At 69.7% G+C, this 15,375-nt stretch carries 14 protein-coding genes; 6 read left to right on the top strand and 8 right to left on the bottom strand.

Features of this window, described 5'->3' with window-relative positions; genetic code table 11:
- Positions 1–4 precede the first annotated feature (4 nt).
- A complete protein-coding gene (locus tag IEY69_RS05830) occupies positions 5–697 on the top strand; it encodes a DUF2259 domain-containing protein (protein ID WP_189072134.1) in 693 nt (230 codons plus the stop codon).
- An 88-nt stretch (positions 698–785) separates the two neighbouring features.
- Here the strand turns inward: IEY69_RS05830 and IEY69_RS05825 are convergent, their stop codons facing one another.
- The 5 genes from IEY69_RS05825 to IEY69_RS05805 all read right to left on the bottom strand — a co-directional run bounded on the left by IEY69_RS05825 (position 786) and on the right by IEY69_RS05805 (position 7,243).
- Positions 786–2,459: a VOC family protein gene (locus tag IEY69_RS05825; RefSeq protein WP_189072133.1), complete on the bottom strand. Its 1,674-nt coding sequence runs from the start codon at positions 2,457–2,459 to the stop codon at positions 786–788.
- Positions 2,460–2,559: 100 nt separating this feature from the next.
- Positions 2,560–4,110: a hypothetical protein gene (locus IEY69_RS05820; RefSeq protein WP_229783660.1), complete on the bottom strand. Its 1,551-nt coding sequence runs from the start codon at positions 4,108–4,110 to the stop codon at positions 2,560–2,562.
- Complete coding sequence (locus IEY69_RS05815) at positions 4,107–4,805, bottom strand: VWA domain-containing protein (RefSeq protein ID WP_229783698.1); 699 nt, start codon at positions 4,803–4,805, stop codon at positions 4,107–4,109. Before IEY69_RS05815 ends, IEY69_RS05820 begins: the two co-directional genes overlap by 4 nt.
- A gap of 38 nt (positions 4,806–4,843) precedes the next feature.
- Entirely contained in the window at positions 4,844–6,970 is a 2,127-nt protein-coding gene (locus tag IEY69_RS05810; protein WP_229783658.1) for a transglycosylase domain-containing protein, read from the bottom strand.
- Complete coding sequence (locus IEY69_RS05805; RefSeq protein ID WP_189072132.1) at positions 6,971–7,243, bottom strand: hypothetical protein; 273 nt, start codon at positions 7,241–7,243, stop codon at positions 6,971–6,973.
- 279 nt (positions 7,244–7,522) lie between these two features.
- Between IEY69_RS05805 and IEY69_RS05800 the strand changes: the two genes are divergently transcribed.
- Complete coding sequence (locus tag IEY69_RS05800; RefSeq protein ID WP_189072131.1) at positions 7,523–8,728, top strand: cysteine desulfurase-like protein; 1,206 nt, start codon at positions 7,523–7,525, stop codon at positions 8,726–8,728.
- 58 nt (positions 8,729–8,786) lie between these two features.
- Here the strand turns inward: IEY69_RS05800 and pyrF are convergent, their stop codons facing one another.
- Positions 8,787–9,587, bottom strand: a complete 801-nt coding sequence (gene pyrF / locus IEY69_RS05795) for an orotidine-5'-phosphate decarboxylase (protein WP_189072130.1) — start codon at positions 9,585–9,587, stop codon at positions 8,787–8,789.
- Positions 9,588–9,945: 358 nt separating this feature from the next.
- Between pyrF and IEY69_RS05790 the strand changes: the two genes are divergently transcribed.
- The 4 genes from IEY69_RS05790 (at position 9,946) to IEY69_RS05775 (ending at position 13,991) form a co-directional block, all read left to right on the top strand.
- Positions 9,946–10,083 (top strand): hypothetical protein, encoded by a 138-nt coding sequence (locus IEY69_RS05790; protein WP_189072129.1) that lies wholly within the window; start codon positions 9,946–9,948, stop codon positions 10,081–10,083.
- Between the two features lie 109 nt (positions 10,084–10,192).
- Positions 10,193–12,973, top strand: coding sequence for a DNA polymerase I (gene polA / locus IEY69_RS05785; protein ID WP_189072128.1), 2,781 nt, complete (start codon positions 10,193–10,195; stop codon positions 12,971–12,973).
- Positions 12,974–12,982: 9 nt separating this feature from the next.
- Positions 12,983–13,387 (top strand): hypothetical protein, encoded by a 405-nt coding sequence (locus tag IEY69_RS05780; RefSeq protein WP_189072127.1) that lies wholly within the window; start codon positions 12,983–12,985, stop codon positions 13,385–13,387.
- A 4-nt stretch (positions 13,388–13,391) separates the two neighbouring features.
- On the top strand, positions 13,392–13,991 hold the full coding sequence (locus tag IEY69_RS05775) for an HAD family hydrolase (RefSeq protein ID WP_189072126.1): 600 nt from the start codon (positions 13,392–13,394) through the stop codon (positions 13,989–13,991).
- Positions 13,992–14,009: 18 nt separating this feature from the next.
- On the opposite strand, the gene IEY69_RS05770 is transcribed toward IEY69_RS05775, so the two are convergent.
- Together IEY69_RS05770 and IEY69_RS05765 are read right to left on the bottom strand one after the other, a co-directional pair.
- Positions 14,010–14,276: a thioredoxin gene (locus tag IEY69_RS05770; protein WP_189072125.1), complete on the bottom strand. Its 267-nt coding sequence runs from the start codon at positions 14,274–14,276 to the stop codon at positions 14,010–14,012.
- Positions 14,269–15,264, bottom strand: coding sequence for a ribonucleotide-diphosphate reductase subunit beta (locus IEY69_RS05765; RefSeq protein ID WP_189072124.1), 996 nt, complete (start codon positions 15,262–15,264; stop codon positions 14,269–14,271). The genes IEY69_RS05770 and IEY69_RS05765 overlap by 8 nt, the downstream gene beginning before the upstream one ends.
- Positions 15,265–15,375 lie beyond the last annotated feature (111 nt).

Genomic DNA, 15,375 nt, shown 5'->3' with positions numbered 1-15,375 from the left:
AGGTATGCGCCGACTCCTCCCGCTTCTCGTGGCCTTCGGCCTGACCAGTCTGGCGGGCGCGAACGAACGCCTGCCCGTCACGCAGGTGCGCTTCAGCGCCGACGGTACGCAGGCCATGGCTGTCGTGAACGGGGTGCGGGACGGCAGCGGCTTCGGCAGCGCGCAGGTCACGGTGCTGGACACCCAGAGCGGCCGCACCGTCCATCAGGCGACCCGCACCGCCGACGCCGGACCGGCCAGCGTCCTGAACGCCCTGCTGACCACGCCTGCCACGCGCGCCGCCGTCGCCCCGTTCACCGCCCGACCCCTCTCGACGCCGCGCTACCAGCGGGCGTACCCGGTGCCGTACCCCCGCTGGGCGGACGGCATCCGCGCCGGGCAGGCCGAGGTGACCCCGGTGCGGCTCTGGACGCGCCCCGTGCCCGTCCGGCTGGAGGTGCTGCGCCTCCCCGCCCAGTGCCCATACCCGGAGATGCTCCCGCCCGACGAACGCCCCGCCGGGTTCCGCCTCCTCGTGAACGGTCAGGAGGTCTGGCGTGACCGCACTCTCCCCGCCGAGCGCGCCTGCGCGACCCGCTACCGCCTCGACCGCGTGGACATCCAGGGCAACAGAGCCCTGCTCACCCTGCGCGCCCTCACCCCCGGCTTCGAGGGCCCGGACGCCGTGCCGGTGTTCGTCGCTACGCTCCTCAGGTAGTTCTCGGGGAGAAGGTCGAAAGGTGATGGTTGATGGAGGACACGGCCACTCCATCAACCATCAATCTTCAACTATCACCTTTGAACCATCAACCCATCGCGCCAGCGATCTCCTGCATGACGGCGCGGGCGGCGTTCAGTTCGTCCGCGTTGATGGTGTGGCCCAGGTTGGGGATAACGCGGGCGTCCACGCTGGCCCCCCGGGCGCGGAGTTGCGCGGCCGTCTCCTCGAAACGGGTCAGGGGGATGTGCCCGTCGCGCGGATCGACGCCCATGAACACAGGCGTGCCGGGGAAGGCGCTGTCCTGATCCAGGGTGATCAGGCCGCCGCTGAAAGCCACCACCGCGCCGGGCTTGTGCTGCGCGCGGCTGGCGTACTCCAGCGCGAGACACGCGCCCTGGCTGAAGCCGCCCAGCACGACCCGCTCGACGGGGATGCCGCGCGCGGCCAGTTCGCCCATCACGGCGTCCACGGTGCCCAGCGCGCGGTCCAGGTGCGGCTGGTTCTGCTCGACCGGCGCCAGGAACGACAGGGGGTACCAGGTGTTCCCCTCGGCCTGCGGGGCGAGGTACGTGAACGCACTCAGGTTGAACTGCTGTTCCAGTGAGAGGATGTCGCGCGCCGTGCCGCCCCGTCCGTGCAGCAGGACCATCGCCACGCGCGCGTCGTCCAGGGGGCGGCCCGCCGTGAAGACCTGCACGCCCGTCCCCTCGTCGTCGGGGGTCACCTCGGGTTCGGCGGTAGCGTCGGGTGCGGTGCCGAGGTCGCGCTGGCCGATGGTCACGCCGTACTCGCGGCTGACGATGCGCGGCACGTGCGCCTCGATCTGTGCGCGCTGCGGTTCGAACCACGCGGGGAGTTTCAGATGCTTCCCGAGTTCCGCCACAGGTTCGTCGTCGGGGAAGCCGGGGGCGTCGGTGGCGATCTCGAACAGCACGCCGTTCGGTTCACGGAAGTAGATCGAGTGGAAGTACTGCCGGTCCTGCACGGGAGTGGGGCGGTACCCGGCGCCGGTCAGGCTGGTCATGTACGCCTCCTGCTCGGCGTCGTCGCGGGTACGCAGCGCCACGTGGTGGATGCTGCCCGCCCCGAAGTGCCCGCGCGGCTGCCCGGGGCGTTCCACGGCGTCCACGAACAGCCCCACGCCGTCCCCACTGCCCCGGAAGCGGGTGCGCACGCCTTCGGCGTCCGGTTCGCTGCCGACCTCCGTGAAGCCCAGCTGGCCCACCAGCAGCTGCCGCACGGCGTCCGTGTCGCGCACCCAGGCGGTCACCGAGTGGAACCCTCGCAGTTCATGCGCGGCGTCCACCGGGGAGGCGGGCCAGGGCTGCACGGTCTGTCCGTCCTCGAACACCAGTTCCACCCAGGTACCGTCCGGGTCCTCGAAGGTCAGGACCGGCTGCCCGAAGCGGGTGCCCCCGGTGACGGTCAGGGCGTGCGCGGCCAGCCGCTCCTGCCAGTAGTCCAGCGAGTCGGCGGGGGCGCTGTACGCAGTGGCGACGACCTCGCCGTTGCCACGCTCGCCGCGCCCCGCGCCGGGCCAGGGGAAGTGGGTCATGATCGTGCCGGGCTGCCCGGTCTGGTCGCCGTAGTAGAAGTGGTACGTGCCGGGATCGTCGAAGTTCACGGTGACCTTCACCAGCCGCTGCCCCAGCACCAGCGCATAGAAGTCGAGGTTGCGCTGCGGGTCGCTGGCCATGACGGTGACGTGGTGCAGACCCTGGACGGGGCTGGTGCCGGGAGCGGGAGTGAAGGTCGTCATGCCTCCATATTACTTAACATTGAACTATCAATTGATACCCTGATCACGAAAAGAGGAGAGGTGGGAGTCGCCCCCAACCTCTCCCTGCTGCCGCTGCCGTTCAGCCCAGCAGACCGCGCCACCCGGCCCGGCGCTGCGGGAAGCGTGCCGCCTGAACCTGCGCCGCGAACTCCTCCAGCGTCTCGTGCAGCGCCCGCGCCTCGCGCGCCAGCGCCCCCGTCACCGCCTGCACCTGACCGTCCCGCTCGGACTCCCAGTGACTCAGCACCCGCTCGTTCAACCGGGCGTGATCCGGACTCGTCACGTCACGCGGCGGGGCCAGCCGATCCCGCGCCGCCTCCAGGTACGTGACCAGATCGGTCGCGCGGGCCACCTCGTGCCACGTCCCGCCCGCCTTCAACGCCGAGACGCGCGCCGTGAGCCGCTCGCGTTCCAGCACCCCACGCGCCCGCTCGCGGCCCTGGATGAGTGCGGCGCCCGCCGCCATGCCCACCAGCGCCAGCGTGAACACCAGCAGCGACCAGTGCTCCGGCGTGGTCGGCCCGTCCGGCGCGGCGCTCAGGTCCGTCAGCTGGCCCTGCTGCGCGGCGTTCGCGGCGATCTCCTGCGTGGTCCGCAGGATGCCGTCCCAGTTCAGGAACCCCTCCACCCCCAGGTACAGCAGCGTCACCGCCACGATGCCCCACACGTAATTCGCGGGGCGGCTCATGCCGGGCGTGCTGGCCGCCAGTTTCGCGCGGTACGACAGTTCGTCCACCAGCCACAGCAGCAGCACGCTGAACATCACGCCCGCCGTCAGCGCGATCAGCGTCAGGTACAGCCGCGACTCCGGGTTGAACAGCAGATTGATGCTCACGCCGCTGATCAGGCCCACGAAGAACTTGCTGAACACCGCGAACGCGTTGAACACCCGTTTGCTGCCGCTCTTCTGCTCGGGGGGGCGCACCGCGTGCCCCTCGGCCGCCAGCTGAGAGAGCGCCTGCTGCGTGTAGAAATCCTCGGCCGTGACCGTGTCGGGCCGCACGCCCGCCTGCGCCAGCGCCTCGAAGCGCGCCGCGCGGGCCTGCTCGATCGCCTCGGTCGCCTGCTCGTACGCGCGTTCCACACCGCTGCTCGCCGCGTTCATGAAGTTCAGGTGCTCCTGCTGCCGCGCCCAGGACGTCCGCACGCCCACGCCCGTCTCGGCCAGCACGCGGTTCAGGGTCGTGCGGGCCAGTTCGAAGTTCACGCGGTACTGCTCCACGTTCAGCCGCAGCAGCCGCGAGCGCGACGTCAGCGCCGCCCGGGCCGCCTCGTCCCGCACGAGCTGCAGTTCACCGCTCAGGTCGCCCAGCAGCTCGCCGAAGTGCGCGGGCGTCAGCACCGGCATGAACGCCTCGGCGGCCAGCGGATCAGGGACGGGCAGCGCCGCCTCGTAGCGCGCCGGGTCGAACGGTTCGTCTGCGGGTGGGATGACGGGGACGACCTCCGCCTCGACGGGCAGCTCCTCGGGGAAGGGCGGCACGATCACCTGCTGCGTGTCCCCGCGCCGCTCGCGTGCACCATCCTCGAATTCGAGGTTCACGGTGCTCAGGTCCGGCCCGCTGAGCGTCACGCGCGACAGCGGGCGCACCTCTCCGTCCCCAGCATGGTCCGGCGTGCGGTCGCTCATCGGCGAGCCGCCTTCACCTGCGCCGCGAACGTCGGGTACACGTTCGACAGGTCATACGCACCCGCCAGCAGCACCCGCTTGTCGGCGGAACTGCCGCCCAGCGCCTTCACGAACGAATCCCGGACGGACACGCCCCCCGCGCCTGCCTCGGGACTCAGGCCCGCAACGAACAGCAGCCGGGTGTCCTTCGCGCCCAGGAAGCCCTTCACCGCCGAGCCCAGCGACGCGCGCTTCGGGTCGTCCAGTAGAGCGCCGTCGGTGAACAGCACGGTCACGTCCCCCACGCTCTTCGTCTGCGCGGCCCGTTTCACGGCCAGCTGCACGCCCGCCGTGATCGCGCTGCCCCGCCCGGTGCAGGGCTTCGTGAGGGCCGCCGTGTACCGCAGGATGTCCGCCTTCGGGAGGCGCGCGCCGTTCTTCGACTGGAACTTGAAGTCCGCGACGGTCTGCACGCCGTCGCAGATGCGCAGCAGCGTCAAGGTGTCACCAGACCGCAACTGGTTCAGCAGGACGCTCTGCGAGAGCAGTCGCGCCTGATCCGCGTACTTGAACGCCGGGTTCTTGCTGCTGCCGGTCATGTCCACTGCGACCGTCAGGTGCAGCGGCGGCGTGGACAGGCCCAGCAGGGTCGAGGCGCTCATCGGCGCGGGCAGCAGCGTGGACAGGAGTGCGGGAACGATCATTGGGAAGGGCATGGTCACCTCGGAAGTCTGGAAGGAGGAAAGAGGGGGGCTCAGGGGGCGGGCGGCGCGGGGTTGCGGGGATTCAGGCCCGGCAGCGGCACCGCCACCCCACCCACGGTCGTGATGCCCGGCGGCACCGGGACGCTTGTTCGTTCGTGCGCTAGGTCGCGCAGCAGCCCGACCTCACGGCAGGCCGCCTGATCGCGGTAGAGATTCACGGGCACACTCTGCCGCCCGTCCGGGTCGCCGATCCAGACGGCCATCGCGTACTGCGGCGTCACGGCGGCGCACCACGTGTCGTTCACGTCGTCGGTCGTGCCGGACTTCGCGCCCAGCGGCATGGCCCTGCCAGACAGGCGCTGCCACGCGGTGGGCCGCAGGAACTTCACGTGCCCCGCGTTCGACGACACCGCGCCGGTCAGCAGGTCGAACGTCTCGTAGGCGACCACCTCGTCCCACAGCGGCGCGCAGTCCGGGCGAGGCAGGGACAGGGGCCGCCCGGCGCGGTCGTACACCTCGGCCAGCAGGTGCGGCTCGCAGCGCGTCCCACCATTCGCGAACGACGCGTAGGCGGCCGCCACGTCCAATGGCGCGGCGCGGTACGTGCCCAGCGACACGCTCGACGTGTTCCCCGCGTCCGCGCGGTACCCCAGCGCCTCCAGCGTGCGCCGCAGCGCCTTCTCGCGGGGCGTGCCGACCTGCACCGCCACGGTGTTCAGGCTGCGGGCGTTCGCCTCGCGCACCGTCACCGCGCGGTTCAGGAACCCGCCCGAGTTGTTCCGGATCGCCTGACCCGCGTACCCCGTCGCCTCGTCCCGGAAGGCACTCAGCTGCGTCACGCCGTCCCCGAACGCCAGCGCGTACAGCAGAGGTTTGACCGTACTCGCCACCGGCCGCAGCGCCGACGCAGCCCACTGCCGCCCCGGATCACTGCTCAGGCTGCCGCCCGTGCTGCTCGCCAGCGCCACGATCCCCCCGCCACGCACATCCACGACCGCCGCGCCCTCGGCGACGCCCGCCGCGCGGGGGCCGGTCGCGCCCTCACCCTGCACCCGCTGCGTGAGCGCGGCCTGCGCCTGCGCGTCGATGGTCAGCACCACGCGCCCCACCCGCTTCGGGTCCACGCCCGCCCGCCGCAGCTCGCGCCGCACGAGTTCCTGCATGGCCCACACCGGCTCCGGTTCGTTCGCGTAATCCGGGTTGCGGGCCGCCGACACCACCCGCAGGTCCGCGCCCGACCCCGCGTACTCCACCCGCCACAACCTCGGCTGCACGGGTGTGGCGACCGCCTGCGCGTACGCCCCGTCCGACACCAGCCCGTGCGACCGCAGGATGTTCAGCGTCACCAGCTGCTGCGCGCGCATCCAGCGGAAGCGCGCCGTGGCCGTCTCCGGCGGCGTGTCCTCCTGCACCAGATACCGCCCCGGCGCGGGCAGCAGCCCCACCAGGAACGCACTCTGCGCCAGCGACAGGTCCGCCGGTTCCACCCCGAACACCGCCCGGGACGCGTCGTACACGCCCTTCCGCTGCCCGATCCCGATCCACGGGAGGCTGTTCACGCTCATCGCCAGCACCTCGCGCCGACCGTACCGCCACGTCACCAGCGGCGCCAGCACGAACTCCGTCGCCTTGCGCGCCACCGTCAGCAGCGGCCCGCGCCGATCCGTGTCGTAATCGAAATGCCCCGCCAGGACGCTGTTCTTCAACAGCTGCATGGTGATCGTGCTGCCGCCCGCGCCACTCAGCACCGCGCGCGGCAGCCGCCCCAGATCCACGCCCGAATGCGAGAAGAAGCGCACGTCCTCCTTCGCCACGTACGCCAGCAGGAACGCCTCACTGACACCCGTCAGTGGCACGCTCAGCGACTCCCGGCACGGCACGGCGTTCACCGCGTTCCCCTCGCGGCAGTGATCGATCACGCCCAGCGGCGCACCCCGCCGGTCCTGCACCTCGATAGGCAGCAGTTCCGAGCGCAGGTTCCACACCCGCCCCAGCGCCCCGGTACTCAGCGCGCCCGCCACGCCCAGCCCCAGCAGGCCCAGCGTCAGCAGACCCACGCCCGCCGCCGCCGCCCGCAGCGCCCGCCGCAACGTCCACGGCTCAGGCCGCCGCACGAACGGCGAACGCGGCCAGCGGTTCCACCAGCCCAGCACCGACTTTGTAAACTGCCGTGTCACTCAGCGCACCACGTCCAGCACGCCCGCCGCGGCCGACCGGAACTGCCAGTCCCGCGCCACGGCGTTCCACAGACCCGACAGGCCCACGACCAGCACCAGCAGCGCCCCCAGGCCCGCCAGGGCCGTCACCGCGCCCGCCCATGACGAACGCGGTCCACGCGGACGCTGTGGACGACTTGCCTTCTCTTTCGGCACGCGCGGCGCACGCGGAGCGGACACCGGCGCGGACGGCAGACCCGACGAGTACGGCCGGGGCTTCCGCACGAAACTCATGCGCCCTCCGGCGGAACAGACGGAAACCGCAACATGACAGCAGGATAGGCGACACCCATGAGGTCCGCATCACACCAAAGGACGATCAAACGAACGTGAAAAGGGAAGACGGGTGGTGGTCGATAGAGGTTGGGTGGACCGGCTCCGCCCACTTCGGCCCCGCAGCGCAGGACGAGACGGCGACCTGCCCCCACTCCCCACAGCCCACTTCCTACTCCCCCCAGCGAACCGCGTCCCGCTTCCCGTGCCCCGCGTCCCGTTCGGGCCTACACTCGGCGCATGACCACTGCTGCCGCTCTGACGCAGGCTGACCTGCGTGCCCAGTTTCCGCAACTCCAGTCGGGTCGCGCGTACCTCGACAACGCCGCCGGGGGCCTGATTCCGCTCCGCGCGATTCAGGCGGTCACGGAGCACCTGACGCGGTACGGGGCGACGAATGCCATGCCGGGGCACCGTCCGGGCGCGGAGATCCTGGCCCTGAAGCACCGGGCGCGGGAGGCGACGGCGCTGTTCATGAACGCGCGGCCGGAGGATGTGGCGCTGGCGCAGAGTGCCACGGCGTTGACCTTCCGGCTCGCGGCGGCGTTCACGCGGCTGTGGGGTGAGGGGGACGAGGTGATCCTGAGCGGGCTGGAGCACGAGAGCAACGCCAGCCCCTGGCGGGAACTGGAGCGGCAGGGCGTGACCGTGCGGGTGTGGCACGCGCGGCAGCCGGACATGACGCTGCACCCGGACGATCTGGCGGCGCTGCTGTCACCCCGCACGCGGCTGGTGGCGGTCACGGCGGCCAGCAACGCGCTGGGCGTCACGCCGGACATCCCGGCGATCACGGCGCAGGTGCGCGCGGCGGGCGCGTGGAGCATCGTGGACGCCGTGCACGCCGCCCCGCACGCGTTCCCGGACGTGCAGGCGTGGGGTGCGGACTTCGTTACGTTCAGCCCCTACAAGGTCTGGGCACCGCACCTGGGTGCCATGTGGTTGCGACCCGAGCTGCGCGCCACGCTGCCCTGGCCGAAACTGGAGTTCATCCCGCAGGGCGACATCACGGGGATCGAGCACGGCACCCCGCAATTCGAGCTGCTGGCTGGCTGGCTGGGCACCCTGGACTACCTGCGGGAACTGGGCGGGCACCCCGAGCTGACCCGCGCGGCGCTGGAGGCCGCCTCGCGGCGCATTCACGAGCTGGAGGCGCCGGTCATGACCCGGCTGGTCGAGGGCCTGCTAGCGCATGACCTCGTGACCGTGTACGGCCCCCAGGGCACGCGGGGCCGCGTGGGCACCGTCGCGTTCCGCGTGGCGGGAGAGACCCCCGAGCAGACCACGCTGCGCCTGACTGCCGCCGGGGTGGACGTGGCCGCCGGGCACTTCTACGCCGCGCAGCCCCTGAAGGACCTGGGCCTCTACCCGCAGGGGGTCGTGCGGGCCAGCATCGCGCACTACACGACGCTGGACGACATCGAACGGATGCTCGCTGCGCTCGGTTGATGGTTGAAAGTTGATGGTTGATGGAGATTTCCCTCTATCAACCATCAACCTTCGGCTTTCAACTCAGCACGCTGTTCAGTGCGTTCCGGAAGTCCCGCGCGGCGTCCACGCTGGCGCGGACGTCCAGGCCGCTGGCGTACTGCACGCCCCGGCTGGCGCTGGCGAGCGCGCCGGTCCCGCCGGGATCGAAGGCCGGGGCGAGCTGCGCGGCGGTCGCGCCCTGCGCGCCCAGACCGGGCAGGAGCAGCAGTGCGCGGGGCATGCGGGCGCGGAACGCGGCCAGATCGCCGGGGTGGGTGGCCCCCACGACCGCACCGACACTGGCATACTCGGCCTCTTCCTGGGCGTTCAGGCGGGTGATCTCGTCCGCGACGCGTTCGCTGATGCCGCCGCCCTGCAGGTCCGCCTGACCGGGGTTGCTGGTCTTCACGAGGACGAACACCGCCCCGCCGTTCGCGCGGGCCGTATCCACGAACGGCGTGAGGGTCTCGAAGCCCAGGAAGGGGTTCACGGTCAGCGCCGCGCCCGCGTGCCGTCCGGTCAGCCAGCCCTGCGCGTATGCCTGAGCCGTGCTGCCGATATCGCCGCGTTTGGCGTCCAGCAGCACTGGGAGGCCCAGCGTGCGGGCCGCCGCGCACACCTCCGCCAGGATGCGCAGGCCGTCCAGGCCCAGCGCCTCGTAGAACGCCAGCTGCGGTTTCACGCACGCCGCGTACGGCGCGGTCGCCTCCAGCACGTCCAGGGTGTGTTCGCGCAGGTGCGCGGCGTCCCGGTAGGCGTCCAGGCGGGGGTCCAGGCCCACGCACAGTCGGGTCTGGAGGGCTCGGGTGCGGTCGGTCACGGCCTGCGCGAAGGTCATCGCGCCCGAGGGTAACACGCGACCCCCGCAGGTGCCCCGCACCTGTCCGGTGGACGGCGCCCCTACCGACTCTTCAGAGATCAACGTGAGCCCACGTGCCGCGCATGTGTTCCTCACCGACGCCTTCTACGCTCGAATTACCCACAATTCAATTCCCGGCCGGGTGAAGTCGGGACGGGACGCCCCGCCAGACGCGGGGCTTTTTCATGGTGCGCATGCGGCCCGCGCGCTGACGGTAAAGGCGAAATTCACAGATGGACGTCCGCTCAAGGCTGCCTCCACGTCCGCTCAACGGCAACTTCAGGGCCCTTCAGGCACCCGTCATGGCCCACGCAGGTGCACGCCGCACACTGATCCCATGAGCGTCCTCCTGATCATGGCTGCCCTGACCCTTCTGGTCATGCTCGTGTCCTTCGTGGCCATGACGCATGAGGACCGCGCGATCCTGCGCGAGCAGGAGGACCACCCCTTCCGCGGCCTCCAGGCCGGAGACTGACCTCCCTCCCAGACCTATTCACGAGCCGCTGCCGGTGCCCTCACGCCCGCAGCGGCGTTCTTCTGGTCGCCCGGCCTGACGTCATTACGTCCCCAGTAGAATGGCGGGTATGACCTCCGCCGCCCCCGACACTCTGGTGCTGATCGACGGCCACGCCCTGGCGTTCCGCTCGTACTTTGCCCTGCCGCCCCTCACGAACCGGCAGGGCGAAACCACCAACGCCATCCTGGGCTTCCTGCGCCTCACGCTGCGCCTCGCCCGGCAGCGCAGCAACCAGGTCATCGTGGTGTTCGACCCGCCCGTGAAGACATTCCGGCACGAGCAGTTCGACGGGTACAAGTCCGGCCGCGCCGAGACGCCCGCCGACCTGCCCGGCCAGATCAACCGCATCCGCGAGATCGTGGACGCCATCGGTTTCCCCCGCCTCGAAGAACCCGGCTACGAAGCGGACGACGTGATCGCCAGCCTGACCCGCAAGGCCGAGGGCACCGGCATGCAGGTCCGGATCGTGACCAGCGACCGCGACGCGTATCAGCTGCTCGACGACCACGTGCGCGTCATCACGAACGACTTCCGCCTGATCGGCCCCGCCGAGGTGCTGGAAAAGTACGGCGTGACCGTGGGGCAGTGGGTGGACTACCGCGCGCTGACCGGCGACGCCAGCGACAACATTCCCGGCGCGAAAGGCATCGGCCCGAAAACCGCCGCGAAACTGCTGCAGGAGTACGGCACGCTAGAAGGCATCTACGCCGCCGCGAAGGCCGGCACGCTGAAACCCGACGGGACCCGCCAGAAACTCCTCGATTCCGAGGAAGCCGTGGAGTTCAGCCACCGGCTGTCCTGCATGGTCACGGACCTCCCGCTGGACGTGCAGCTCGGCGCAGGCCGCCTGCCGGGCAACCCGGAGAGGCTGCACGAACTGCTGACCGAGCTGGACCTGCACTCGATCAAGCGGGACGTGGCGGCCCTGGACGGCATCGAGAGCGTCCTGAGCGTCCCCGACGCGGTGAACGACAGCACCCACCGCGACGCGCCGCACGACAGCCCTGAAGTCGCCGCCGTACCTGCCGTTCCGGCCCTGACCATCCAGACCGCCGAGTGGCGCACCCCCGCGCAGGGCGTCATCTGGGGCTACCGCCTGTCCCGCGAGGACGACCTGACCGCCGCCCTCGTCGACGCCGCCACCCTCGAACTCGACGGCACGACCGGCACTGTCCGCACCGCGCCCACCACCGAACCCGCCGAGTGGCGCAAAGCCGAGGTGTACGCCCAGCCCGGCGGCCTGTTCGACAACCCCGACGAACCCGCCGCGCCCCTCACCAAAACCCAGCAGAAGGCCGCCGAGAAGGCCCGAAAGGAACAGGAGAAGGCCGCCGCGAAACTCCGCGAGCAGTTCCCCGCCACGGTGGACGACGCGCAGTTCGTCGCGCAGCGCACCGTCACCGCCGCCGCCGCCAAGGCCCTCGCCACGCACCTCAGCGTGCGCGGCACCAGCGTCGAACCCGGCGACGACCCCCTCCTGATGGCGTACCTGCTCGACCCCGCCAACACCACCATGAGCGCCGTGGCCCAGCGGTACCTGAACGTCCCCTGGCCCGACGACGCCGCCGGACGCGCCGCGATCACCGCGCAACTCCTCGACCTGCTGCCGCCCCTGCTGGACGACACCCGCCGCACCCTGTACGACGACATGGAGAAACCCCTGTCCGCCGTCCTGGCCCGCATGGAAGTGCGCGGCGTCCGCCTGGACAGCGAGTACCTGCGCGGCCTGTCCGCCGCCACCGGCGCCCGCCTGAGCACCCTGGAAACCCAGATCCACTCGCTGGCCGGACGCGAATTCCAGATCCGCAGCCGCGACCAGCTCGAAGCCGTCCTGTACGACGAACTCGGCCTCGCCAGCGGCAAGAAGACCAAACTCACCGGCAAACGCAGCACCGCCGTCGCCGCCCTCGAACCCCTCCGGGATGAGCACCCCATCGTCCCCGCCCTGCTCGAATACCGCGAACTGGAAAAGTTACGCGGCACGTACCTCGACCCCCTCCCGAACCTCGTCAACCCCCGCACCGGCCGCCTGCACACCACCTTCGCACAGGCCGCCGTCGCCACCGGCCGCCTCAGCAGCCTCAACCCCAACCTGCAGAACATCCCCATCCGCAGCGAGACCGGCCGCGAAATCCGCAAGGGCTTCATCGCCGACCCCGGCCACTGCCTGATCAGCGCCGACTACTCACAGATCGAACTGCGCCTCCTGGCGCACATCGCCGACGATCCCCTCATGCAGCAGGCCTTCCAGGACGGCGCGGACATCCACCGCCGCACCGCCGCGCAGGTCCTCGGCCTGAACGAGGGCACCATCACCCCCGATCAGCGCCGCGCCGCCAAGACCGTGAACTTCGGCGTGCTGTACGGCATGAGCGCCCACCGTCTCTCGGGCGACCTCGGCATTCCCTACGCCGACGCCGCCGGATTCATCGAAACGTACTTCGCCACGTACCCCGGCATCCGCGCGTACATCGACCGCACCCTCGAATTCGGCCGCCAGCACGGCTACGTCGAAACCCTCTACGGCCGCCGCCGCTACGTCCCCGAACTCGTCGCCACCAACCGCACCCTACGCGAAGCCGGGGAACGCCTCGCGTACAACATGCCCATCCAGGGCACCGCCGCCGACATCATCAAACTCGCCATGATCACCCTGGAACGCGAACTCCAGGGCACCGGCGCCCGCCTTCTGCTCCAGGTCCACGACGAACTGCTCCTCGAAGCCCCCGAAGACAAGGCCGAGGAGATCAGCGACACCGTGCGCCGCATCATGGAAGGCGCCGCCAGCCTCACCGTGCCCCTCGCCGTCGAAGTCGGCGTCGGACCGAACTGGTACGACACGAAATAATCCGGACAGATGACCGTTCAGGGAGATGAGTTGAGGGAGGTCACGGAAGCTGCCTTGGAGGCACTGAACGTCCGCCACGCTCAGTTCGGGGATGCCCTCATCAGACGAGTCACGTTGACATTCAATGCAACCCCACAGGGGAGACAGGTCAATGTGGAGATTGAAGCGAAGGACAGTCATTCAGCGGACGGCTGGGGTACAGCGCACTTCGAATTTCGAGGCGTCCACCGCCTCCATCTCCTGGAAGATCTCACGACAAACGTTGTGCTGGACAGCATTGACTGGACAATGACGGAACGTGGGTGGACAGCAGATTTCAGCCCTGTTCAGCCCGAAGGCATTCTCTCAACGTTCCTCATCGACGCCCATGAAGTCTGGTATGAGGTCACACCAGGAGTGAACCTGCTCAAATAGGATCATGACCATCCGCGCCCTCTTCTTCGACATCGGCGGGGTGCTGCTCAGCAACGGCTGGGATCGCGAGCAGCGCGCCGTCGTTGCCGCGCAGTTCGGTCTGGACGCCACGGACTTCAACGAGCGGCACAAGCTGGCCGTGCCGGAGCTGGAACTGGGCCGCATGACCCTGGACGAGTACCTGGAGCAGACCGTGTTCTGCCACCCGCAGACCTTCACGCGGGAAGAGTTCCGCGCCGCGATGGAAGCGCAGAGCACCCCGCATGCGGATGCCCTAGCCCTCGCCCGCGACCTTGCCACGCGCCACCGCCTGTACGCCCTGAACAACGAGGGCCGCGACCTGAACGACCACCGCATCCGCACCTACGGCCTCAGCGACTTCCTGCTGGCGTTCTTCACGTCCTCCACGCTGGAACTCATGAAACCCAACCCCGCCATCTACCGCGCCGCCCTGACGCTGGCCGCCGTCGCCCCGCACGAGGCCGTCATGATCGACGACCGCGCCCAGAACACCGAAGCCGCCCGCCGCGTCGGTATGCACGCCATCCAATACAAGAACGCCGCGCAGCTCCGGGAGGAACTGGCGGCGCTGGGCGTGAGGTAGGGACAGGGAATGGCGTCCCTACTGCGTCAGGAACGCCTTGACCGCGCCGAGGCTGCCGGTGTCGAGCAGCAGCTTCCCGCTGGGACGGTGTAGCAGGGCGGGCGTGCGGGCCAGGGCGTGCGCGTCGGCCAGTGCGGTGAACGCGTCGGGGTTCTGCTGGCGGTGCAGGATTTCGATCTGGTCGTCGAACGCGCCGCGCAGGGGGAGGGTCAGCATCCGCTTGAGGGTCTCGCACTGCGGGCACTGATCCTGTGTGAACAGCACGAAGGGTCTCGGGTCAGTCATGGGCCAGTTCCTGTTCGGGCCAGAGTTCGCTGAAGTCCTCATCCGTCAGCGCCTCGACGCGGAGTTTGGCGTAGCTGCTGCCCTTCGCACTGAAGAAGTCGTGTGTGGTGCCGCGTGAGCGGATGCCGTTCAGCACGACAGGATTCACGTCCTCGTCCGGGAAGCGGCGTTCCAGGCCGAGGTTGTCGGCCAGCACGTTGAAGTTGAAACGGATGAACGTGGCGACGTCCTCCACGAGGTTCACGCCGCCGTACAGCACCTCGGTGTACGCCAGTTCGTTTTGGTACAGCGTGTCCAGACTCGTCTCGTACCACGCGAGGGCCTGCGCCTGCTCGTCATCGGTCAGCGCGGCGAACTTCTCCTGCGCCAGCAGCGCCACGTACACGCCGTGCACCGCCTCGTCGAGGATGATCAGGTTGAAGATCTCCCCGGCCGATACCATGCGGCCCTGCCCGGCCATCAGCAGCGGGTAGTAGAAGCCGCTGTAGAACAGCGCCGTTTCCAGCATGCACGACACGACCATCTTCCGCCACAGGCCGAAATCGCTGACGTCCGGGTCGCGGAACACGTCCTCGATGAACTGAATCTTGAACTGCAGCTGCGGCTGCGCCTCCACCCACGCGAACACGGCGCGTTCCTCGGTGGTCGTCAGGAACGTCTTGTTCATCAGGCTGTAGCTGCGCGCGTGAATGTCCTCCATCATCCCCTGGAACTGCAGGGTCGCCTTGCGGATGTGGCCGTCCACCAGGCCGCGCAGGGCGGGCATGCCCACCTCGCCCTGCAGCGTGTCCAGCGCGTTCAGGCCCGCCGAGGCGTGCATGTACGTCCAGCGTTCCTGCTCGGTCAGGCTCTTCCAGTGAATCGCGTCGTTCGTCAGCGGAATCTCATCCGGGAACCACAGCTGGGACGTGTACTTCTCGTAGAACGTCACCGAGAAGCTGTCCTCGGGGTCGCTCCAGTTCGTGGCGGTAAAGGGGGCTCGGATCATATCAGGTCTCACAAGGGATGGGGGGTGATTGGGTGTGGGGGCGCGGCGTTCAGTTCCACGGACGGGAGGACGGCACTTCCGTCCATTCCACTTCACGCCGCTGCCGGGTCG

This window comes from Deinococcus sedimenti, assembly GCF_014648135.1.
In the GTDB taxonomy this organism is placed as follows: domain Bacteria; phylum Deinococcota; class Deinococci; order Deinococcales; family Deinococcaceae; genus Deinococcus; species Deinococcus sedimenti.
This window is presented reverse-complemented; position numbering and strand designations above follow the sequence as displayed.

What these genes read in the sequence shown, in the direction of transcription:
- IEY69_RS05775 (WP_189072126.1), top strand. Translation starts at nt 13,392, where the DNA reads ATGACCATCCGCGCCCTCTTCTTCGACATCGGCGGGGTGCTGCTCAGC.
- IEY69_RS05780 (WP_189072127.1), top strand. Translation starts at nt 12,983, where the DNA reads ATGACCGTTCAGGGAGATGAGTTGAGGGAGGTCACGGAAGCTGCCTTG.
- IEY69_RS05805 (WP_189072132.1), bottom strand. Translation starts at nt 7,243, where the DNA reads ATGAGTTTCGTGCGGAAGCCCCGGCCGTACTCGTCGGGTCTGCCGTCC.
- IEY69_RS05800 (WP_189072131.1), top strand. Translation starts at nt 7,523, where the DNA reads ATGACCACTGCTGCCGCTCTGACGCAGGCTGACCTGCGTGCCCAGTTT.
- IEY69_RS05820 (WP_229783660.1), bottom strand. Translation starts at nt 4,110, where the DNA reads ATGAGCGACCGCACGCCGGACCATGCTGGGGACGGAGAGGTGCGCCCG.
- polA (WP_189072128.1), top strand. Translation starts at nt 10,193, where the DNA reads ATGACCTCCGCCGCCCCCGACACTCTGGTGCTGATCGACGGCCACGCC.
- IEY69_RS05770 (WP_189072125.1), bottom strand. Translation starts at nt 14,276, where the DNA reads ATGACTGACCCGAGACCCTTCGTGCTGTTCACACAGGATCAGTGCCCG.
- pyrF (WP_189072130.1), bottom strand. Translation starts at nt 9,587, where the DNA reads ATGACCTTCGCGCAGGCCGTGACCGACCGCACCCGAGCCCTCCAGACC.
- IEY69_RS05830 (WP_189072134.1), top strand. Translation starts at nt 5, where the DNA reads ATGCGCCGACTCCTCCCGCTTCTCGTGGCCTTCGGCCTGACCAGTCTG.
- IEY69_RS05790 (WP_189072129.1), top strand. Translation starts at nt 9,946, where the DNA reads ATGAGCGTCCTCCTGATCATGGCTGCCCTGACCCTTCTGGTCATGCTC.
- IEY69_RS05815 (WP_229783698.1), bottom strand. Translation starts at nt 4,805, where the DNA reads ATGCCCTTCCCAATGATCGTTCCCGCACTCCTGTCCACGCTGCTGCCC.
- IEY69_RS05765 (WP_189072124.1), bottom strand. Translation starts at nt 15,264, where the DNA reads ATGATCCGAGCCCCCTTTACCGCCACGAACTGGAGCGACCCCGAGGAC.
- IEY69_RS05825 (WP_189072133.1), bottom strand. Translation starts at nt 2,459, where the DNA reads ATGACGACCTTCACTCCCGCTCCCGGCACCAGCCCCGTCCAGGGTCTG.